Below are 22,080 nucleotides of genomic sequence, written 5' to 3'. Positions count from 1 at the left end.
CGATCTTTCGCAAAAAGCCGCTGGGTCCGAACCGCTGCGGCGGCTTTTTAGGAAAGATTGTGATCGGGCGCGCATCTTGGGCGGGTGCGCAGGGATAGATCACCTTTTCGATCTTTGAGGATCGCGCCGGGAATGCCCCTTCCGTTGCGCGACCAGAACAAAGATGGAGTGCGAGAACCGCATGGCACAAACGTTCCTTGGTCAGAAACGTCTACGTAAATACTACGGCAAGATCCGCGAAGTGCTGGACATGCCGAACCTCATCGAGGTGCAGAAATCCTCCTACGATCTGTTCCTGAACTCCGGTGATGAGCCGACGCCGATGGACGGCGAAGGGATCATGGGTGTGTTCCAGTCGGTCTTCCCGATCAAGGACTTCAACGAGACGTCCGTTCTGGAATACGTCAAGTACGAGCTGGAAAAGCCGAAATACGACGTGGAAGAGTGCCAGCAGCGCGACATGACCTACAGCGCGCCGCTGAAGGTTACCCTGCGTCTGATCGTGTTTGATGTCGATGAGGACACGGGCGCAAAGTCTGTCAAGGACATCAAGGAACAAGACGTGTTCATGGGCGACATGCCCCTGATGACACCGAACGGCACGTTTATCGTGAACGGCACCGAGCGTGTGATCGTATCCCAGATGCACCGCTCGCCCGGTGTGTTCTTTGACCACGACAAGGGCAAGACGCATTCCTCGGGCAAGCTGCTGTTTGCCTGCCGGATCATTCCTTACCGCGGTTCGTGGCTGGACTTCGAGTTCGACGCCAAGGACATCGTGTTCGCCCGCATCGACCGTCGCCGCAAGCTGCCCGTCACGACGCTGCTGTATTCCCTGGGTCTCGACCAGGAAGACATCATGGACGCGTATTACGATACGGTTCAGTACAAGCTGGAGAAGAACAAGGGCTGGGTTACCCCGTTCTTCCCTGACCGTGTGCGCGGCACCCGTCCGACATATGACCTGGTCGACGCCAAGACCGGCGAAGTGATTGCCGAAGCGGGCAAGAAGGTCACGCCGCGGGCTGTCAAGAAGCTGATCGACGAGGGCACGGTCACCGACCTGCTGGTCCCTTACGAGAACATCGTCGGCAAGTTCGTCGCCAAGGACATCATCAACGAAGAAAACGGCGCGATCTATGTCGAGGCCGGTGATGAGCTGACCCTGGAATACGACAAGGATGGCGACCTGATCGGTGGCACCGTGAAAGAGCTGATTGACGCAGGGATCACCGATATTCCGGTCCTTGACATCGACAACGTCAATGTCGGTCCGTACATCCGCAACACGCTGGCCCAAGACAAGAACATGAACCGCGAAACCGCGCTCATGGACATCTACCGCGTGATGCGTCCGGGCGAGCCGCCCACCGTGGATGCGGCAAGCGCCCTGTTTGACACGCTGTTCTTTGACAGCGAGCGGTATGACCTGTCGGCCGTTGGTCGCGTGAAGATGAACATGCGTCTGGCGCTGGACGCCGAAGACACCCAGCGGACCCTGCGCAAAGAGGACATCGTGGCCTGCATCAAGGCGCTGGTGGAACTGCGTGATGGCAAGGGTGACGTCGATGATATCGACCACCTTGGCAACCGTCGTGTCCGCTCCGTCGGCGAGTTGATGGAGAACCAGTACCGCGTGGGTCTGCTGCGCATGGAACGTGCGATCAAGGAGCGTATGTCTTCGGTCGAGATCGACACGGTGATGCCGCAGGACCTGATCAACGCGAAGCCTGCTGCGGCTGCCGTGCGTGAGTTCTTTGGTTCGTCGCAACTGTCGCAGTTCATGGACCAGACGAACCCGCTGTCCGAAGTGACGCACAAGCGTCGTCTGTCGGCGCTTGGGCCGGGCGGTCTGACCCGTGAGCGCGCGGGCTTTGAGGTGCGCGACGTGCACCCGACCCACTATGGTCGGATGTGCCCGATTGAGACGCCGGAAGGGCCGAACATCGGTCTGATCAACAGCCTTGCGACCTTTGCCCGCGTGAACAAGTACGGCTTTATCGAAACGCCCTACCGCGTGGTGAACGAAGGTCAGGTGACCGACGAAGTCCACTACATGTCCGCGACCGAGGAAATGCGTCACACCGTGGCGCAGGCCAACGCGATGCTGGACGAGGACGGCAAGTTCCGCAACGAGATGGTGAACACCCGGAAATCCGGGGACTACACCTTGTCGCCCGTGGATCAGGTGGACCTGATCGACGTGTCGCCCAAGCAGTTGGTGTCTGTTGCTGCGTCCTTGATCCCGTTCCTTGAGAATGACGACGCGAACCGGGCGCTTATGGGTTCGAACATGCAACGTCAGGCGGTTCCGCTTCTGCAAGCCGAGGCGCCGCTGGTCGGCACCGGTATTGAGGAAGTTGTGGCGCGCGACTCTGGTGCGGCCATCATGGCGAAACGTGCCGGTATTATCGACCAGGTGGACGCCACCCGGATCGTGATCCGTGCGACGCACGACCTTGAGCTGGGTGACGCGGGTGTGGACATCTACCGCATGCGCAAGTTCCAGCGGTCGAACCAGAACACCTGCATCAACCAGCGTCCGCTGGTGAAGGTGGGTGACACGGTTCAGAAGGGTGAGGTCATTGCCGATGGTCCATCCACCGATATGGGTGAACTGGCGCTGGGCAAGAACGTGGTCGTCGCGTTCATGCCGTGGAATGGCTACAACTACGAAGACTCGATCCTGATCTCCGAGCGCGTGTCGCGTGACGACGTCTTTACCTCCATCCACATCGAGGAGTTTGAAGTCGCCGCCCGTGACACCAAGCTGGGTCCGGAAGAGATCACCCGCGATATTCCGAACGTCGGTGAGGAAGCCCTGCGCAACCTCGACGAAGCGGGCATCGTGTATATTGGTGCCGACGTGGAGCCGGGCGACATCTTGGTCGGTAAGATCACACCGAAGGGCGAGAGCCCGATGACGCCGGAAGAGAAGCTTCTGCGCGCCATCTTTGGTGAGAAAGCCTCGGACGTGCGCGACACCTCGCTGCGCGTGAAGCCGGGTGACTTCGGCACGGTCGTTGAGGTGCGTGTGTTCAACCGCCACGGTGTGGAGAAGGACGAACGTGCCCTGCAGATCGAGCGTGAGGAAGTCGAGCGTCTGGCCCGTGACCGGGACGACGAGCTGACCATTCTGGACCGCAACATCTATGCCCGTCTGGGCGACATGCTGTTGGGCAAAGAGATCGCCAAGGGGCCGAAAGGCGTCAAGGCGGGCTCCAACGTGGACGCCGATCTGTTGGAAGCCTTCCCGCGTTCCGCATGGTGGCAGATTGCCCTGAAGGACGAGCAGTCCGCACAGGTGGTCGAGGCCCTGAACGAGCAATACGAGGCGCAGAAACGTGCCCTGGATGCCCGGTTCGAGGACAAGGTCGAGAAGGTCCGCCGTGGTGACGATCTGCCCCCGGGCGTGATGAAGATGGTTAAGGTGTTCGTGGCGGTGAAGCGCAAGCTGCAACCGGGCGACAAGATGGCCGGTCGTCACGGCAACAAGGGTGTGATTTCGAAAGTGGTGCCGATGGAGGACATGCCGTTCCTCGCGGATGGTACCCCGGTCGATTTCTGTCTGAACCCGCTGGGTGTGCCATCGCGCATGAACGTGGGCCAGATCCTTGAAACGCACATGGGCTGGGCCGCGCGGGGTCTGGGCGTGAATGTGGACGAGGCGCTGCAAGAGTACCGCCGGTCGGGTGATCTGACCCCAGTGCGCGAAGCGATGAGCCTGGCCTATGGCGAGGATGTCTATAACGAGGGCATCAGCGGCATGGACGAGGAGCATCTTGTCGAAGCGGCGGGCAATGTGACCCGCGGTGTGCCGATCGCGACGCCGGTCTTTGACGGTGCGAAAGAGGCGGACGTGAACGACGCGCTGGAGCGTGCCGGGTTCTCGACCTCGGGTCAGTCGGTGCTGTTTGACGGCCGCACGGGCGAGCAGTTCAGCCGCCCCGTGACGGTGGGCATCAAGTACCTGCTGAAGCTGCACCACCTTGTGGACGACAAGATCCACGCCCGTTCGACCGGTCCGTACTCGCTTGTGACCCAGCAGCCGCTGGGTGGTAAGGCGCAGTTCGGTGGTCAGCGCTTTGGTGAGATGGAGGTCTGGGCCCTGGAAGCCTACGGCGCCGCCTACACCCTGCAAGAGATGTTGACGGTGAAGTCGGACGACGTGGCGGGCCGGACCAAGGTCTATGAGAGCATCGTCAAGGGCGAGGACAATTTCGAAGCCGGCGTGCCGGAATCGTTCAACGTTCTGGTCAAAGAGGTCCGCGGTCTGGGCCTCAATATGGAGCTGCTCGACGCCGAGGAAGACGAGTGAAGATGAGCCACGCAATGCTTGCAACTGCTGGCGCTTGTGCATTATCCGCTTGCGGACCAAGAGTTGCTGAGTTGGCGAAGGATAGTCCAATCCGCCAGCGCAGCGGCGCGACGCATAGCGTCAGCGTCGATGTTATTCGCTTGACAGACTCAAATGCTGGCTATCAGCGCGCATTGCGTGGCGCTCTTCAAACTTGCGACCTGCCTACCAATACAAATGCTTCGGTCATCGAATTTACGCGCACTCTGGCAGCCTACTCGGGCCGCTTCTACGCGTTCAAATGCCCGGAACCTGGAAAGGACACCCAATGAACCAGGAACTGACAAACAACCCGTTCAACCCGCTGACGCCGCCCAAGGTCTTTGACGAGATCAAGGTGAGCCTGGCGTCGCCCGAACGCATCCTCTCGTGGTCGTTTGGCGAGATCAAGAAACCCGAGACCATCAATTACCGGACGTTCAAGCCCGAGCGTGACGGCCTTTTCTGTGCCCGTATCTTTGGCCCGATCAAGGATTACGAATGCCTGTGCGGCAAGTACAAGCGCATGAAGTATCGCGGCGTTGTCTGCGAGAAATGCGGTGTGGAAGTCACGCTGCAAAAGGTCCGCCGCGAGCGGATGGGCCACATCGAACTGGCCGCACCCGTGGCCCACATCTGGTTCCTGAAATCGCTGCCGTCCCGCATCGGTCTGATGCTGGACATGACGTTGCGTGATCTGGAGCGTGTGCTGTACTTTGAAAACTACGTGGTGACCGAGCCGGGTCTGACCGACCTTTCCTACGGCCAGATGCTGTCGGAAGAAGAGTACATGGACGCGCAGGACGCGTTTGGCATGGACGCCTTCACTGCCAATATCGGTGCGGAAGCGATCCGCGAGATGCTGTCCCAGATCGACCTGGAAGCCGAAGCCGAAAACCTGCGCGCCGATCTGAAAGAGGCGACAGGCGAGCTGAAGCCCAAGAAGATCATCAAGCGCCTGAAAGTGGTGGAGTCGTTCCTCGAGTCCGGCAACCGCCCGGAGTGGATGGTTCTGACCGTGATCCCCGTGATCCCGCCTGAATTGCGCCCTCTGGTGCCGCTGGATGGGGGCCGTTTTGCGACCTCTGACCTGAACGACTTGTACCGCCGGGTGATCAACCGGAACAACCGTCTGAAGCGTCTGATTGAACTGCGCGCGCCTGACATCATCGTCCGCAACGAAAAGCGGATGCTGCAGGAATCCGTCGACGCGCTGTTCGACAACGGCCGTCGTGGCCGCGTGATCACCGGTGCCAACAAGCGCCCGCTGAAATCGCTGTCGGACATGCTGAAAGGTAAGCAGGGTCGCTTCCGTCAGAACCTTTTGGGGAAACGGGTCGACTTCTCGGGCCGTTCGGTCATCGTGACCGGGCCGGAACTGAAGCTGCACCAATGTGGTCTGCCGAAGAAGATGGCGCTCGAGCTGTTCAAGCCGTTCATCTATTCGCGGCTTGAGGCGAAGGGCCTGTCCTCGACCGTCAAGCAAGCCAAGAAGCTGGTGGAAAAGGAACGTCCCGAGGTTTGGGACATTCTGGATGAGGTCATCCGCGAACACCCTGTCATGCTGAACCGTGCGCCGACGCTGCACCGTTTGGGCATTCAGGCGTTCGAGCCCGTTCTGATCGAAGGTAAGGCGATCCAGCTGCATCCGCTGGTCTGTTCGGCCTTCAACGCCGACTTTGACGGCGACCAGATGGCGGTCCACGTTCCGCTTTCGCTGGAAGCCCAGCTTGAAGCCCGCGTGCTGATGATGTCGACGAACAACGTTCTGTCGCCTGCCAACGGTGCGCCGATCATCGTGCCGTCGCAGGACATGATCCTTGGCCTGTATTACACCACGCTGGAACGCGCGGGTATGAAGGGCGAAGGCATGGTCTTTGGCTCGATCGAGGAAGTGCAACACGCCCTTGATTCCGGTGAAGTGCACCTGCACGCCAAAGTCACCGCGCGGATCCCGCAGATCGATGCGACGGGCCAAGAGGTCATGCAGCGCTTTGAAACCACGCCGGGCCGGGTCCGATTGGGTGCGCTTCTGCCGCTGAACAACAAGGCACCGTTTGAGCTGGTCAACCGCCTTCTGCGGAAGAAGGAAGTGCAGCAGGTTATCGACACCGTCTACCGCTATTGCGGTCAGAAGGAGTCGGTCATCTTCTGTGACCAGATCATGTCCATGGGCTTCAAGGAAGCGTTCAAGGCGGGCATTTCGTTCGGCAAGGACGACATGCTGATCCCCGACAGCAAGTGGACCATCGTTGATGACACCCGCGAGCAGGTGAAGGACTTTGAACAGCAGTACATGGACGGCCTGATCACCCAGGGTGAGAAGTACAACAAGGTGGTCGACGCCTGGTCGAAGTGTAACGACAAGGTCACCGACGCCATGATGGGCTCGATCTCGGCCGAACGTACGGACGAGGCGGGCGCCGAAATGGAGCCGAACTCGGTCTACATGATGGCGCACTCCGGTGCCCGTGGCTCGGTCACGCAGATGAAGCAGTTGGGCGGGATGCGCGGCCTGATGGCGAAGCCGAATGGCGACATCATCGAGACGCCGATCATCTCGAACTTCAAGGAAGGTCTGACCGTTCTTGAATACTTCAACTCGACCCACGGCGCGCGGAAAGGTCTGTCTGACACCGCTCTGAAAACCGCGAACTCGGGCTATCTGACCCGTCGTCTGGTGGACGTCGCACAGGACTGCATCGTGCGCGACATCGATTGCGGCACCGAAAACGCCATCACTGCCGAAGCGGCTGTGAATGACGGTGAGGTGGTTGCATCGCTGGCCGAGCGTGTGCTGGGCCGTGTGGCTGCGGACGACGTGCTGAAGCCGGGCACTGACGAGGTGTTGGTGGCTGCTGGTACGCTGATCGACGAGCGCATGTCCGACATGATCGAAGAGATGGGCGTGCAGTCGATGCGCATCCGCTCGCCCCTGACCTGCGAAAGCGAAGAGGGTGTGTGTACCATGTGTTATGGTCGCGACCTGGCACGCGGCACCATGGTGAACACCGGCGAGGCTGTCGGCATCATTGCGGCACAGTCCATCGGTGAGCCTGGCACCCAGCTGACGATGCGGACCTTCCACATCGGTGGGGTTGCTCAGGGTGGTCAACAGTCGTTCCTGGAAGCAAGCCAGGAAGGCAAGATCGTCTTTGAGAACCCGCAGACGCTGACCAACGCAGCCGGTCAGGTTCTGGTCATGGGCCGGAACATGAAGATGGCCATCGTTGACGAGAACGGCGACGAGCGTGCGAGCCACAAGCTGGGCTACGGTACGGCATTGTTCGTGACCGATGGTCAGGATGTGAAGCGCGGCGACAAGCTGTTCGAGTGGGACCCCTACACGCTGCCGATCATTGCGGAGAAGGCGGGTACGGCGAAGTATGTCGACCTTGTCAGCGGCCTGGCCGTGCGCGACGAGACCGACGATGCCACTGGTATGACACAGAAAATCGTGATCGATTGGCGTGCCGCACCGAAAGGCAACGAGCTGAAGCCGGAGATCATCCTGGTGGGCGAAGATGGCGAGCCGGTCCGCAATGATGCGGGCAACCCGGTGACCTATCCGATGTCCGTGGATGCGGTTCTGTCGGTCGAGGATGGCCAGACCGTGGAAGCCGGTGACGTCGTCGCCCGGATCCCGCGCGAAGGTGCCAAGACCAAGGACATCACCGGTGGTCTGCCGCGTGTGGCCGAGCTGTTCGAAGCCCGTCGTCCCAAGGATCACGCGATCATCGCGGAGATCGATGGTTACGTGCGCTTTGGCAAGGACTACAAGAACAAGCGCCGCATTGCGATTGAGCCCAGCGACGAGACCATGGAGAAGGTCGAGTACATGGTGCCCAAGGGCAAGCACATCCCGGTGGCCGAAGGCGACTTCATCCAGAAGGGTGATTACATCATGGACGGCAACCCCGCCCCCCATGACATCCTTGCCATCATGGGTGTGGAGGCCTTGGCCGACTACATGATCAACGAGGTGCAGGAGGTCTATCGTCTGCAAGGCGTGAAGATCAACGACAAGCACATCGAGGTCATCGTGCGTCAGATGCTCCAGAAATGGGAGATCGAGGACTCGGGCGACACCACGCTGCTGAAAGGCGAGCATGTGGACAAGCAGGAGTTCGATGCTGCCAACGAGAAGGCGCTGTCGAAAGGTGGTCGTCCGGCGCAGGGTGGTCCAATTCTGCTTGGGATTACAAAGGCTTCGCTGCAGACACGGTCGTTCATTTCTGCCGCGTCCTTCCAGGAAACCACACGCGTGCTGACCGAAGCGTCGGTGCAGGGCAAGAAGGACAAGCTGGTCGGTCTGAAAGAGAACGTGATCGTGGGTCGCCTGATCCCTGCGGGCACTGGTGGGGCAACTCAGGCTGTGCGCAAGATCGCATCGGACCGCGACAATGTTGTGATCGAAGCGCGTCGGGAAGAGGCCGAAGCGGCCGCTGCCCTCGCGGCGCCCACGGCAGACGATGTGGTGGGTGGCGACGTGTTCGACACGGTCATCGACCACTCGGAAGACAGCCGCGACTGATACAGTCCTTCGGTTTTGAGAATGGAAACCCCCGCCCGGACAGGCGGGGGTTTTTGCGTTTATGGGACGTGAGTGAACGGGTGCCAGGTGACCCGTTGTGCAGCGCGCATCTCTGCGCCGATGGAGCGTACAGGACGTAAGCCACACGGTTCATCAACAGGCTTGTCCAAGGATGAGCAGGATGCACGGCTTTGCCGCCGTTTAGGAGGTGACGTCGACGCCCAAGTCATCTTGGAAGTTTCCGCCTTCAAGTCGTCTGTCTGGGGTTCAAACTCCATGTCTGGAATTTTGGTATTCCAAAATATTAAAATGCCTGATATGGAATATGCCGAGCGCACACAGCGCCGTTTCCTAGGGAGGACACCATGAAAAAATTACTCGCCATTGCGGCAGCCACCGCAGTCGTCGGCGGCGAAGTCGTCGCGCAAGAATTCCCATCCAAAACCATCGAAGTGATCACGCACGCCGGGAACGGCGGCGGGACCGATGTGACCACCCGGATGATGATGATCCGCGCGCGCCGCGAGCTGGGCACCGACATGGTCGTCGTGAACAAGCGCGGCGGCGGGGGCGCCTCGGCTATGGACTACTATCTGACGCAGGAAGCCGACGGTCACAGCATCCTGACATTCACCATCGGCCATTCGGCAACTGTTGCGCTGGGCAAGACCGAGATGTCGCTTGACGACGTGCGTCCCATCGCGCGGGGCACCGATGATCCGCAAATTCTGATGGCGCGCTGCGGCGCATACGAGTCGGCGCAGGCATTTGTTGATGCGCAGAAGGATGAACCGCTGACCTATGGCACGACACATCTGGGCGGCATCGACGATGTGTCCGCCTTTATGTTCGCGCGGCGCGGTGAGCTGGCAACGCCCAAGATCGTGCCCTTCGAAGGGGGCGGCGAGCTGGCAACCCAGCTTGTCGCCGGTGCCGTTGACGTGGCGGTGCTGAACCTCGCCGAAGCCGGATCGCAGATCGAGGCGGGTGACATTTGCCCTGTCGTCGTCCTGGCGCCCGAGCGCATGAGCGGTCTGCCGGATGTCGCGACTGCTCAGGAATTGGGTATCGACGCAAACTTCTCGACCGTGCGCGGTTTTGTCGTGCATGCCGACACGCCTGACGAGGTCGCAGCAAAGATCGAGGAAGCGCTGCTGAACGCAATGAACCACACCGTGTACAAGGGGTTCCTCACCTCGGTGGGGCTGGATGCGACGTCTGTGGCTGGCTCCGATGTCTGGGGCGAACAGCTGACGTCGATGCAGTCAGATATGGATGCCGCCCTGCGCGATCTGGGTTTCATCGAATAAATCACGAAACTGCCCTGTCCGTCCCTGGTGCGGGACGGGCCGGGCCCTTGATCGCCCTGTTTCGAAAGGCACGCCATGACGCGTTACGCAGTCCCATGCGGCACAATCGTATTCTGCCTGTTCGCCTTTTGGCTCAGCACGCAGTTTGACCGGGTTCCGCCGATCTTGTTGCGGGGCATGCAGCCGGCGGACTTTCCGCAGATGGTCCTGTTGCTGATCATGGCCTTGTCGGTGCTGGTGATGATCTTTGATAAACCTGTCGAACATCCGCCTATCGGGCCAAACGTGTGGACAAGCATGGGGTTGTTCATCGTCTTTGTGCTACTGGCACAGATCGACATGTTTCTGGGTCTTGGCGTGTTTGCCGGTGGGTTGGCCTACGCCTGGGGCGAAAGGCGGGCTTGGGGCATCGGCTTTGTCTCGCTCGTCAGTCCGGCGCTGATATTCCTTCTGTTTGATCAGGCGTTCCGCATCCGCTTTCCGCGCGGGTTTCTGACCAACCTTTGGTACGGGTGAGCACGATGGCCCCTTTGTTCGCAGGACTTTACGCACTTCTTGATCCCCAGCTGTTGATCTTGCTGTTCGCGGCGACGCTGGGCGGTGTGATTATCGGTGCCTTGCCGGGGCTGAACGCCACCACAGGTGCCGCACTTCTGTTGCCGTTCACCATTACGATGGAGCCTATTCCGGCCATCGCAATCCTGACCACGATCTACTGTGCTGCGACTTTTGCCGGCGCCATTACCGCGATCCTGATCAACACGCCGGGTACGTCCGCAAGTGCCACGACCTGTCTGGACGGCTTTCCGCTCGCGCAGCGGGGCGAAGCCGGCCGGGCACTGGGCATGGCGACGGTGTCGTCGACGATCGGGGGGATCATTTCGGTCATCTGCCTGATGCTGGCCGCCCCGTTGATGGCGCGCATGGCATACAACTTTGCCCCGCCGGAATACTTTGCGCTGACCGTCTTTGGCATTTCGATGCTGGCAACCATCGGCGACGGTACACCGATGCGAAACATCATTGCCGGGTCGCTTGGGATCCTGCTGGCCACGGTGGGTAAAGACCTGCTGACGACGGTTGAACGGTTTACCTTCGGCTTCAACGAATTGTCCGAAGGGATCGGCTTTGTACCGGTCATGATCGGCATTTTCGGAATTTCCGAGTTGCTGGTGCAGGCAGAACGGCTTCAGGCCGAACGCAAGCTCATTCAGATGAAGGCCATCAAGTTGCCCTCGCGAGAAGACTACCGCAAGGTCTGGAAGACCATTCTGCGGTCTTCCGGCATCGGCACGTTCATCGGCATTTTGCCGGCCGAGGGCGCGACCGTTGCGTCGATGATCGGCTATAACGAGGCGCGGCGCTGGTCAAAAACGCCCGAAGAGTTCGGGAAGGGATCTGTCGAAGGCATTGCGGGATCCGAGGCGGCCAACAACTCGGCCACAGGTGGCGCGATGGTCCCGACCCTTGCGCTGGGTATTCCAGGCAGCCCGACGGCGGCGGTCATTCTGGCCGGGCTCATGGTGCATGGTTTGCAACCGGGACCAACGATGTTCACCCAACAGGCCGAGTTCGCCTATGCGATCTTCTGGGCCATGCTGCTGGTGAACGTGACATTCATCTTTGTCGGGCTCTTTGGTGCCAAAATATTCGCACAGGTCACCTTTGTCCCTGTGCAGATCCTGTGGCCCATCGTGTTTACGTTTTCCATTGTCGGGGCCTATGCCTTGGACCAGTCCATGCTTGATGTGTATATCGCGCTGGCCTCAGGCGTGGTGGGCTATTTCATGCGCCGTTTTGGGTACTCCGTCGTCCCACTTGCCATCGGGTTGATCCTGGGCGGGATGTTGGAAAAGCGTCTGGGCCAGTCGTTGATCATGCTGGACGATCAGTGGTGGCTGATGTTCACGCGCCCGCTGTCGCTTCTGTTTTTTGTTCTCACAATCCTCGCCTTGTTCGGACCGTACTTTTGGCGGCTTTTCAAACAGCGCGACCCGTTGGTATCGACCGGAGAGTAAGTCATGACCAAGATTAAATCTGTCCGGACGCGGGTCTGGAACTGGACCGGCCCGACTGTGCCACCGCAGGGCAATTTCTGCACCAACGCGTCGGATGCCCTGTGGATCAAAGGGGATGCCATGGCGTCTTTCCGGTTCCACCAATGGCTGACCTGCGAGGTGGAAACCGAGGATGGGACCGTTGGCATCGGCAATGCCGCACTGGCGCCGACGGTCGTCAAGAAAGCGATTGATGACTGGTACGCGCCGCTTGTGATCGGGGAAGACCCGTTCGATTACGCCTATATCTGGGAAAAGATGTACCGCCGCACCCATGCCTGGGGTCGCAAGGGCATCGGCATGACCGCGATCAGCGCCATCGACATCGCGATCTGGGACCTGATGGGCAAGCTGGTTGGCAAACCGGTCTTCAAGCTGCTGGGCGGGCGCACCAAGGAAAAGATACCTGTCTACTACTCCAAGCTCTATGCCGACAGCATTGAGGCCATGCAGCGCGAGGCTGAAGAGGCGGCCAGCCATGGCTATCAGGCGTTCAAATCGCGTTTCGGCTTTGGCCCCAAGGATGGCATGGCGGGCATGCGCGAAAACCTCAAGCGCGTCGAAGCGCTGCGCGAGGTTCTGGGGTATGACGTTGATCTCATGCTCGAATGCTACATGGGTTGGAACTTGGACTATGCCAAACGGATGCTGCCAAAGCTGGAAAAGTACGAGCCGCGCTGGCTGGAAGAGCCGGTGATTGCGGACGATGTCGCGGGGTATGCGGAGCTGAACGCCTTAGGGATCGTGCCGATTTCGGGCGGGGAGCACGAGTTTAGCGTTATGGGGTGCAATGACTTGATCCAGAAGAAGGCCGTCAGCATCCTGCAATACGACACCAACCGCGTTGGCGGCATCACCGCGGCGCAGAAGATCAATGCGATTGCCGAGGCCGCGCAGATCCCCGTGATCCCGCACGCGGGCCAGATGCACAATTACCACCTGACCATGGCCAATACGAATTGCCCGATCTCTGAATACTTCCCGGTGTTCGATGTCGAGGTTGGCAACGAGCTGTTTTATTACATCTTCGAGGGCGACGCCGAAGCCGAGAACGGGTATCTGCAACTGAATGACGACACTCCGGGTCTGGGCATCTCGATCACCGATAAACACCTGAAACACTTCGAGATCATTGAATGACGCAATATACCGGCATATGGCCCGTCGCCCCCACGCCCTTTCACGACGACGGTACGCTCGATCTTGAGGGCATGAAGCGCGTGCTCGACTGCCTGATTGATCAGGGCGCCGATGGGATTTGCGTGTTGGCCAACTTCTCGGAACAGTTCCTGATTTCGGATTACGAGCGCGCGCAGCTTGCCCGGCTGAGCGTGGAACATGTCGCGGGCCGGGTGCCGGTGATTGTGACGATCAGCCATTACGCAACGCAGATCGCGGTTGAGCGCGCCCGCTTTGCCAAGGATTTGGGCGCGGATATCGTGATGATGATGCCGCCCTATCACGGCGCGCTTCTAAAGGGCACGCCAGAGCAGAGCTTTGAACAATTTGCAGCTGTGGGTGAGGTCGGAATTCCGATTATGGTACAGGACGCACCGCTGTCCGGTGTTGACCTGTCGGTGCCGCTGCTGGTCCGTATGGCGCGCGAGATTGAGGCGGTGAAACTTTTCAAGATCGAGTGCCCGCGCGCGGCCAACAAGATCCGTGCCTTGATCGAACAGGGCGGCGCCGCGATCGAGGCACCGTTCGATGGCGAAGAAGCCATTACGCTGCTGGCCGACCTCGATGCCGGGGCCACAGGCGCGATGACCAGCGGCATGATCGTTGACCAGATCAAGCCGGTGATCACCAAACACCATGCGGGGGACGTCAAGGGCGCCACCGAGGCCTATGGTCGGGTCGCAATGGCGATCAATCACGAGAACCGCCAATGCGGTTGGCAGTCTTGCAAGGCCGCTATGGTCGAAGGCGGCGTGATCAGGTCCGAGTTCTGCCGCCATCCGATCCCGCCCTTGCATCCGGCAATCCGGTCCCGCCTGATAGATCTGTTAGAACCTCTGGACCCCTTGGTCCTGCGGTGGGGTACATAAAATGAGCGATACGGCATGGACCAACGAATTGCGGAATTTCGCAGAGTTGAAGCCGCGCAGGTCGCTGGCCGCCGAGGCTGCGGACAATCTGCGCGAGTTCATCCTTCTGGGTAAATTGCCGCCTGGCATGCCCGTGCGCGAGCGTGATTTGGCGGAAGCCTTTGGGATTTCGCGTACACCGCTGAAAGAGGCGCTGCGCATCCTCGAAGGTGAGGGGCTGATCGACTATGGCCCGACCCGCAGACCGGTCGTAGCGGACCCTTCTTTGGACGAGATCAACGACTGGCTGCGCGTTCAGGGCGCCCTCGAAGCGCTTGCCGGCGAGTTGGCTTGTGAGATGGCAACGGATGCGCAGATTGCGCAGATCGAACGGCTGAACGCTTCGATCCCGGAGGCGCGCAATGCCGAAGGTCAGGTGGCTGCCTTTCGACGCGACATGGCGTTTCACGATGCCATTGTCGAGGCGTCGGGCAACCGTGCGCTGTTCGAAACCCACGCGACTTACAATGCGCGTTTGTGGCGCGTGCGGTTTTTGTCTTCGCAACGGGTTGCGAGCCAGGACGGAACCCGCCGCGAACATCTGGAAATCGTTGAGGCCCTCAAGGCACGCGACGCCACTGCGGCCCGGCGCGCCCTCAAGCAGCATCTGCGGACGGCCGAGGTCAATATCGCGGCCGCGATGGCAGAGGCCAAAACCGAAAGGGAGACCGAATGATGCATCCCAGACTTGCGATTGTGCCCGGGGATCCGTCCGGAATTGGACCAGAGCTGATCGCCAAGCTGTTGGTCGAGGACGGCGTGGCCGAGGCCGCTGACATCCTTTTGGTTGGCGACGCGCACCTTTGGCAGCGTGGTGCTGCGCAGGCGGGTGTGGAGGTGACCCTCAACACCATAGCCGAAGCGGACATCGACACGTTTCGCGGGGTGGCGCATCTCGACATGCAGACAATTGCGCCGGAGGACGTGCAGGTCGCGGAAGTGACCGTGGCAGGCGGCACCACATCGCTGCGCTGTCTCGACAAAGCGCTTGATCTGGCGCAGGCCGGGCGGGTGGACGGGGTGATGTTCGCCCCTTTCAACAAGGCAGCGATGACTTCGGCGGGGCTGAACGCGGAAGATGAGCATCGCTATATGGCGCGCTACCTCGGGTTCACGGGCTATCACTCGGAAATCAATGTCCTCGACGCGCTTATGACAACACGTGTGACCAGCCATATCGGGCTGAAGGACGTTGCCGCGAACATAGACGGGCCGGGCATCGAACGGGCAATCGAACTGGCGCACGCAACCCTCGCCCGATCAGGCAACACACGCCCGCATGTGGCAGTCGCCGCGCTGAACCCCCATGCCGGTGACAATGGCAAATTCGGGCGGGAGGAAATCGACGTGATCGAGCCCGTGGTCAAGGCCTGCCAGGCGCGGCAGATGAACGTGACGGGTCCCTGGCCCTCCGACACCGTGTTTCTCAAGGCCAAGCGCGGCGAGGTCGATGCCGTTGTGACCATGTACCACGATCAGGGTCAGATCGCGATCAAGCTGATGGGGTTTGAGCGCGGCGTGACCGTTGCCGGTGGCCTACCGATCCCGATTGTAACGCCAGCCCATGGCACGGCCTTTGACATCGCCGGACAGGGTGTAGCCAACGTGAGTGCCAGTCGTCAGGCGTTTGATCTGCTTGTCCGCATGGCGCGGAAAGCGAAATCCGAGGCTGCCGCCTGACGAGAAAGTCTAACGGGTGCGCGGGCCTTTCCATTGCGCGTTTTACGCTAGTGACGTGCGTCCACAAGAACCGAGGCACCGCCGAATTGTAACACATCGCGCATTGAACGCTGCGCGATGCCGCAAACAAGAACACAGAAAGACATAATATGAGCGTCACCCTGCACGGAAAAAACCTCATCGCCGGTCATTGGGTCGAAAGCGGCCAGACATTTCAGTCCGATCCCGCCCACGGCCCGTCGCGGTCGTTCTTTGCGGGTACGCCCGATCTGGTCCAGCAAGCTTGCGAGGGCGCGGCGGAGGCATTTTGGTCCTACGGCTACAGTTCTGCTGCACGTCGGGCCGCGTTTCTGACCACCATCGCCGATGAGATCGAAGCGCGTGCCGACGCGATAACCGAAGTCGGAGCGCAGGAAACCGGTTTGCCCGAGGCACGTTTGCAAGGCGAGCGTGGGCGAACCACCGGCCAGTTGCGCATGTTTGCCGAGCATATCCTGAAGGGTGACTACCTTGACCGTCGGCATGATCCGGCGCTGCCCGACAGAGCGCCTTTGCCGCGCCCTGACCTTAAGATGATCCAGCGACCAGTCGGTCCGGTTGCGGTGTTCGGTGCTTCGAATTTCCCGCTGGCCTTCTCGACCGCTGGCGGTGACACGGCGGCGGCCCTTGCTGCGGGATGTCCGGTGGTGGTCAAGGGGCACCCCGCACATCCCGGTACAACCGAGATCGTGTGCGATGCGATCCATGCTGCGATTGCCAAATGCGACGTGCCGGTGGGCGTGTTTTCGATGGTCCATGACGGTGGCATCGCAGTAGGGGCCGCGTTGGTGCAAAACCCGCGGATCCGCGCCGTCGGCTTTACCGGGTCCTTGCGCGGTGGGCGCGCGCTGTTTGATTTGTGCGCAGCGCGCCCTGACCCCATTCCGTTCTTTGGCGAACTTGGTTCGGTCAATCCGATGTTCCTGCTGCCTGCGGCTGTCAAGGCACGGGGGGCTGAGATCGGCGCGGGCTGGGCCGCTTCGCTCACAATGGGCGCAGGACAGTTTTGCACCAACCCCGGTATCGCCGTTGTGCCGCCCGGTGCGGACGCATTTGCGGCCGCAGCTGAAACCGCGCTTGGGGATGCCGCGGCGCAGACCATGTTGACGGACGGCATCGCCGATGCTTATCGCGACGGCGTGGCGCGTGTCGCCAGTAGCGACAAAACCATCGAGCTTTTGGGCACTGCGAGCAGCGGACGTGAAGCGAAACCATATCTCTACCGCGTCGCGGCACGAGATTGGATGGCGCAACACAGCCTGCAGGAAGAGGTCTTTGGACCGCTTGGCATCGTGGTTGAGGCGGCGGACGAGACCGAAATGGAAGAGATCGCAAAGTCGATCCAGGGCCAACTGACCTGCACGATCCATATGGACGAGGATGACACCGATCAGGCCCGATCGCTCATGCCGATTGTCGAACAGAAAGCGGGCCGCATTCTGGTCAATGGCTTTCCCACGGGTGTGGAAGTGGCCGACAGCATGGTCCACGGCGGACCTTATCCCGCATCGACAAACTTTGGCGCCACGTCCGTCGGTACCTTGTCCATCCGCCGCTTTCTGCGCCCGGTTTGCTACCAAAACCTGCCGGATGCGCTGTTGCCAGAGGACTATTGAACGACAGCGGCTGCGTCGCTCTGGTGAAGCGGACGTGATGGCCTTCATCCGAGGCCTATACTTCGTTCGAGGAGACATTGCCGCTGCGTTGGTGCCTGTGTGGCCTGTCCTCGCGAACAGTGTTTCCATCGTATTTGACTGCTCAGGCCGCGCGCAGTGTTACGGCCTGTTGCAAGCGTCGCACTAGCATCTTAACCCGTGGCTTGTAACAGCGGTCCGCTGTTTGAGAGCGCTAGATGGCAAGCAAAACTGCATATCGCGACAAACACGCCAAACCGGCTCGCTAGATCCGGGCTCGCCTGCCGTCTGCGGTTGCGCGTCACACTCTGACGCGCTTTTGGCCTAAGAAAGAGGCAGCCTGTCACCGCCTAAACACCGGTTTTCAAGCCAAGTTTCGCCGATACTGCTGCCATCAAAAAATCCGGTTGAACTGAACGGCGTGATCTCACTTGTTCAAGTATAGGTAGAATTTCTACGCACAAGAAACGCCGCATCCACCCGTGATGAAGGTGTCACTTTTTTAGCCAACCCTTTTTCCGAAACCAGCCAACTCGACGTCCGATGAACCCGGGCGCCGTTCATCGTGAACGACCGTAGTGTCCTACGGTTGCCAGTAGAGGAGTGCCTGAAGAACACCACGCGCGGCGTCACGTGGTCGCCGCAAACACCCTGACATACCCAAAAACAAAAAGATGCCCGTCATGTCCGGGACGATCAGCATCAGCCACTGATCATCATCGGTCCTGCCCAATGATCGGACGTGAGGACATCGGCATCTCAAAGAAAGGACAGTCTTAACATGTGCATGATGTGCCAGCTGGGCTACGGCCCACAGCAAGAAACCCCGTTTGACAAGATTGGTGGAGAACAGACCGGTCTGAAAGTGGTCCTGGCCGAGGCGATGACCCTGACACCGACCTTGGCAGTTCTCGCAGCACTCGAAGAGACAGGCGCCGACCCTGTCGAAGCGAGCGAGATCACTGAAATTACGAACAGAGGCAACAGCTCCGAAGAACGTGATGCCGCCACGTTGGAGGGATCCGACCAACTGTTGGTGAGCTCACAAGCCAGCACAGACACGAACGAAGACGCCTGGTGGGTCAATGACCAGACACCGGACAATCCTTTTGGAAAGAGCGAGGACTACGAAGCCTACCTTGACTATCTGGGCGCGCTGCCGCGCAGCCTGACGCCAGAGATCGCGGCAGAGCCGCTGCGGATCAACGTAAGCGAGCTGAGCAACCATCCCGGCTATCTGGAAGCCGCCGTGGGTGCACTTGACATGTGGGCGGCGGTGACCCCGCTTGAATTCGAAATCGTCGATGACACGCCCTATGACGAAGACACGGACTGGATGCAGGTCGTCAGCCCAGAAATCGGCGAGCAATTTGACGGCAGCGCCTTTTCATCTGACCGCTATATCAGTGTCGGCCAGCGGTTCCATGATACCGAGCCGAACCTGACCGATATCGGCGGCTATGTCTTTGACACGTTCATCCATGAATACGGGCATGAGTTTGGGCTGAACCACCCTGGTCTTTACAACTATAGCGGCCCCGGTGGCGTGCAGATCAACTATCTGAACAACGCCACCTGGACCTATGACTGGCAGCAATACAGCGTCATGTCCTATTTCGATGGGATCGACGTGGGCGAAGACACGCGCTGGTCTGCTGCTACCCCGCTGATGGGTGATATCGAGGCGGTGATCCGCACCTATTTCTCGACCGTGGATGAAGACGGTGTGCGGACCTATCAGACGATCAACCTGAACACCGGCGACGATGTCTATGGGTTCAACAGCACGAAGTATGGCTACGAACTGACCTCATCGGGGATGACGCGCGACATTGGCTTTGTCATCCACGACACCGGCGGGACCGATACGATGGATTTTTCCGGTTCAATCGCGGGCACCATCCTCGACATGCGCGCCGGGCAGTTTTCCAGCGTCAACGGCCACAACAACAACGTGTCGATCTTTGCCGGACACAATGCGGACGAAACCGAATACTACATCGAGAACGGGATCGGCAGCCAATACGACGACATTCTGATCGGGAATGACGGCGACAACGTGCTGGATGGGCGCGGCGGCGGTGACCGCATGGCCGGTGGTGACGGTGACGACACCTATTTCGTGGACTCGCTCGACGACGTGGTGCGCGAAGAAATGGGTGGCGGCAATGACACCGTCATCGTGATGTCGAGAGACCTTGAGATTGGAAACATCGCCAATGTCGAGAACATCATCTACGTCGATAGCTCGCTTGCCGAACTGGTTGAGGCAGGTGGCGAAACACCTCCCGCGCCCGGGGACAACACGCGCACCAGCATCATTCTAGGTGACGATACGGATGAAACGATTGACGGCGGTGCGGGTGACAACACCGTCTTTGGACGCGGTGGCGATGACATCATCATCGGTGGCACGGACTCGCTTGAGAGCCGCGACATCAACAACACCATAGCCATCGAGGATCTGGAGGACCAGACCGAAAGCGATGACGGCAACGATGCGCTTTACGGCGGCGACGGCAACGACAGCATCTTTGGCGGACAGGGCGATGACCTGCTCGATGGGGGTAACGGGGACGACATGCTCAGCGGCCAGGCCGGTGTCGATGTGTTCCGAGGTGGCGCGGGCAGTGATACCGTCGACTACAGTCGCGAAAGCCCATTTCAGCTGATCGTCAATCTTGAAACCAATTTTGCCAACGGCGGTACCGCATCGGGCGACACGTTCGACAGCATCGAGGGCCTGATCGGATCGGATGACCGGATCGACCGCTTTATCGGGACATCGGCTGCAAATCACTTCATCGGCCAGGGCGGCGGAGATGTCTTTAATGGTCGGGCGGGCAACGACACGTTGGACGGCGGGCGGGATGGTGACATACTGTATGGCGAAGGTGGCGACGACGTGATCATCGGCGGCGCTGGCCAGGACTATCTGGACGGCGGCGAAGGTATAGATACGGTTGTCTACAGGACCAGCGCGAGCGGTGTGACGGTCGATCTGGCCAATGGCACGGCCACGGGCGGCGACGCTGACGGGCCGGTTCAGATCGTGGGGCGTGGCACTGCAATTCAGCACGACATCCTTGTTGGCTTTGAAAACGTGGAAGGTTCGTTTTTCGATGATTGGCTGATTGGTGACGATCAGATGAACGGCTTTTCCGCTGGCGTAGGCGACGATACGCTGACAGGGGGCGCAGGCAGCGACCTGCTGGATGGCGGCGCTGGCAGCGACACGGCGGACTACTCGGACGCCAGCAGCGGCGTCAGGCTCAATCTCCGCCACGGGATGTCCGAAGGGGACACTTACGTGTCGATCGAAAACCTGTCCGGGTCCGGTTTCGACGATCTGGTCAAGGGCAGCCAGGCCGCAAACGTCCTGATAGGGCAGGGTGGCGACGATAAGGTGCGTGGCGGCAACGGCGATGACACCGTGCTGGGCGATTTCGCCTATGCAGGCGACACGCTGCCAACGCCGGGCATGGGCACCGGCTATGCGACGCTGGGACCGAACGCGAACAACAACTCGATTGCGACCGCATTTGACATTTCGGACAACTTTTCACTGGAAGAGGACCCGAATATCTTCGACTCGACCACCGTGCTGCACACAACGGTGGAAGCCACGGGCAACGGCCAGGGCGGTTATTACAGCATCGACCTGGCCGCTGGTACTGTCCTGTCAATCGATGTGGACGGCATCGCGGATCCAGCCGTGCATGACAGCTGGATCAGGCTTTTGGACAGCGACGGCAATATCGTAGCGGAGAATGACGATGGCGGCGGAGACCCCGGCTCGACTTCCATCCGCGATTCAAGTGCGGTTCACGTCATCCAAGAAACCGGCACCTATTACATCGTGCAGGGCAGCTGGACCGAGGACTCCGAGGACGGCGGCTGGACCGAAGCGGTTCCCGAAGGCTCCACGTACACGCTCAATGTCTCGGTCGAATTCCCGCCGGCGCCTGCTGAACCTGGTGAGGCCGGTTCAGACGTGCTTTATGGCGGGCGCGGCAGCGATCTGTTGGATGGCGGGTTGGGCGCCGATGCCCTCAACGGTGGGATGGGAGAGGATATGTTCCGCTTCTCCACCGCGCTGGGGGGTGGCAACGTGGATCGGATCATGGACTTTGACACCGATGAGGATCTGATCCTTCTCGATAGCCTGATCTTTGAGGACCTGATCGGCCAAAGCATTTTGTCCTTCGGTGCGTTCCACAGCAGCACGACTGGGGTCGCCCGCGATAGTGAGGATCGCATCATCTACAACACGGAGACTGGCACCGTATTCTATGATGCGGATGGTTCCGGCGAAGACGCCGCAATCAGGTTTGCCAAGCTGAGCGAAGGTCTGGACCTGTCTGCGGACAATTTCATCATTCTTTGATGATACGTGGCCGGGG

Annotated in this window: 12 protein-coding genes; all 12 read left to right on the top strand. The window is 60.0% G+C overall.

Features of this window, described 5'->3' with window-relative positions:
- Window positions 1–181 precede the first annotated feature (181 nt).
- The 12 genes from rpoB (at window position 182) to FD715_RS19920 (ending at window position 22,064) form a co-directional block, all read left to right on the top strand.
- Window positions 182–4,318 carry a DNA-directed RNA polymerase subunit beta gene (gene rpoB / locus FD715_RS19970; RefSeq protein WP_147114209.1) on the top strand — a complete coding sequence of 1,379 codons (4,137 nt, stop codon included), beginning with the start codon at window positions 182–184 and terminating at the stop codon, window positions 4,316–4,318.
- 2 nt (window positions 4,319–4,320) lie between these two features.
- Window positions 4,321–4,629, top strand: a complete 309-nt coding sequence (locus FD715_RS22860) for a hypothetical protein (protein ID WP_223274996.1) — start codon at window positions 4,321–4,323, stop codon at window positions 4,627–4,629.
- Window positions 4,626–8,870 (top strand): DNA-directed RNA polymerase subunit beta', encoded by a 4,245-nt coding sequence (gene rpoC, locus FD715_RS19965; protein WP_147114206.1) that lies wholly within the window; start codon window positions 4,626–4,628, stop codon window positions 8,868–8,870. The genes FD715_RS22860 and rpoC overlap by 4 nt, the downstream gene beginning before the upstream one ends.
- Window positions 8,871–9,235: 365 nt before the next feature.
- Window positions 9,236–10,180: a tripartite tricarboxylate transporter substrate binding protein gene (locus FD715_RS19960; RefSeq protein WP_147114203.1), complete on the top strand. Its 945-nt coding sequence runs from the start codon at window positions 9,236–9,238 to the stop codon at window positions 10,178–10,180.
- A 75-nt stretch (window positions 10,181–10,255) separates the two neighbouring features.
- Window positions 10,256–10,696 carry a tripartite tricarboxylate transporter TctB family protein gene (locus tag FD715_RS19955; protein ID WP_147114200.1) on the top strand — a complete coding sequence of 147 codons (441 nt, stop codon included), beginning with the start codon at window positions 10,256–10,258 and terminating at the stop codon, window positions 10,694–10,696.
- A 5-nt stretch (window positions 10,697–10,701) separates the two neighbouring features.
- Complete coding sequence (locus tag FD715_RS19950; RefSeq protein ID WP_147114197.1) at window positions 10,702–12,198, top strand: tripartite tricarboxylate transporter permease; 1,497 nt, start codon at window positions 10,702–10,704, stop codon at window positions 12,196–12,198.
- A 3-nt stretch (window positions 12,199–12,201) separates the two neighbouring features.
- Window positions 12,202–13,377, top strand: coding sequence for an L-rhamnonate dehydratase (locus FD715_RS19945; protein WP_147114195.1), 1,176 nt, complete (start codon window positions 12,202–12,204; stop codon window positions 13,375–13,377).
- The gene (locus FD715_RS19940; RefSeq protein WP_147114192.1) at window positions 13,374–14,285 is read left to right on the top strand and encodes a dihydrodipicolinate synthase family protein; all 912 of its coding nucleotides are present in this window, start codon (window positions 13,374–13,376) and stop codon (window positions 14,283–14,285) included. The genes FD715_RS19945 and FD715_RS19940 overlap by 4 nt, the downstream gene beginning before the upstream one ends.
- A gap of 1 nt (window position 14,286) precedes the next feature.
- The gene (locus FD715_RS19935; protein ID WP_147114189.1) at window positions 14,287–15,000 is read left to right on the top strand and encodes a GntR family transcriptional regulator; all 714 of its coding nucleotides are present in this window, start codon (window positions 14,287–14,289) and stop codon (window positions 14,998–15,000) included.
- Window positions 14,997–16,004, top strand: a complete 1,008-nt coding sequence (locus FD715_RS19930) for a 4-hydroxythreonine-4-phosphate dehydrogenase PdxA (protein ID WP_223274995.1) — start codon at window positions 14,997–14,999, stop codon at window positions 16,002–16,004. Before FD715_RS19935 ends, FD715_RS19930 begins: the two co-directional genes overlap by 4 nt.
- 149 nt (window positions 16,005–16,153) lie before the next feature.
- Window positions 16,154–17,659: an aldehyde dehydrogenase (NADP(+)) gene (locus FD715_RS19925; protein WP_147114186.1), complete on the top strand. Its 1,506-nt coding sequence runs from the start codon at window positions 16,154–16,156 to the stop codon at window positions 17,657–17,659.
- A 799-nt stretch (window positions 17,660–18,458) separates the two neighbouring features.
- Window positions 18,459–22,064 carry a M10 family metallopeptidase C-terminal domain-containing protein gene (locus FD715_RS19920; RefSeq protein WP_223274994.1) on the top strand — a complete coding sequence of 1,202 codons (3,606 nt, stop codon included), beginning with the start codon at window positions 18,459–18,461 and terminating at the stop codon, window positions 22,062–22,064.
- The last annotated feature ends 16 nt before the right edge of the window (window positions 22,065–22,080 follow it).

The organism is Tateyamaria sp. syn59 (genome assembly GCF_007995245.1).
GTDB lineage: Bacteria > Pseudomonadota > Alphaproteobacteria > Rhodobacterales > Rhodobacteraceae > Tateyamaria.
Note: the sequence above shows the minus strand (reverse complement) of the source record. Positions and strands in the feature narration are given on the sequence as shown.

Coding starts and splice junctions, on each gene's coding strand:
- FD715_RS19945 (WP_147114195.1), top strand. CDS start 12,202: ATGACCAAGATTAAATCTGTCCGGACGCGGGTCTGGAACTGGACCGGC.
- FD715_RS19955 (WP_147114200.1), top strand. CDS start 10,256: ATGACGCGTTACGCAGTCCCATGCGGCACAATCGTATTCTGCCTGTTC.
- rpoC (WP_147114206.1), top strand. CDS start 4,626: ATGAACCAGGAACTGACAAACAACCCGTTCAACCCGCTGACGCCGCCC.
- FD715_RS19940 (WP_147114192.1), top strand. CDS start 13,374: ATGACGCAATATACCGGCATATGGCCCGTCGCCCCCACGCCCTTTCAC.
- rpoB (WP_147114209.1), top strand. CDS start 182: ATGGCACAAACGTTCCTTGGTCAGAAACGTCTACGTAAATACTACGGC.
- FD715_RS19950 (WP_147114197.1), top strand. CDS start 10,702: ATGGCCCCTTTGTTCGCAGGACTTTACGCACTTCTTGATCCCCAGCTG.
- FD715_RS19930 (WP_223274995.1), top strand. CDS start 14,997: ATGATGCATCCCAGACTTGCGATTGTGCCCGGGGATCCGTCCGGAATT.
- FD715_RS19935 (WP_147114189.1), top strand. CDS start 14,287: ATGAGCGATACGGCATGGACCAACGAATTGCGGAATTTCGCAGAGTTG.
- FD715_RS19920 (WP_223274994.1), top strand. CDS start 18,459: ATGTGCATGATGTGCCAGCTGGGCTACGGCCCACAGCAAGAAACCCCG.
- FD715_RS22860 (WP_223274996.1), top strand. CDS start 4,321: ATGAGCCACGCAATGCTTGCAACTGCTGGCGCTTGTGCATTATCCGCT.
- FD715_RS19925 (WP_147114186.1), top strand. CDS start 16,154: ATGAGCGTCACCCTGCACGGAAAAAACCTCATCGCCGGTCATTGGGTC.
- FD715_RS19960 (WP_147114203.1), top strand. CDS start 9,236: ATGAAAAAATTACTCGCCATTGCGGCAGCCACCGCAGTCGTCGGCGGC.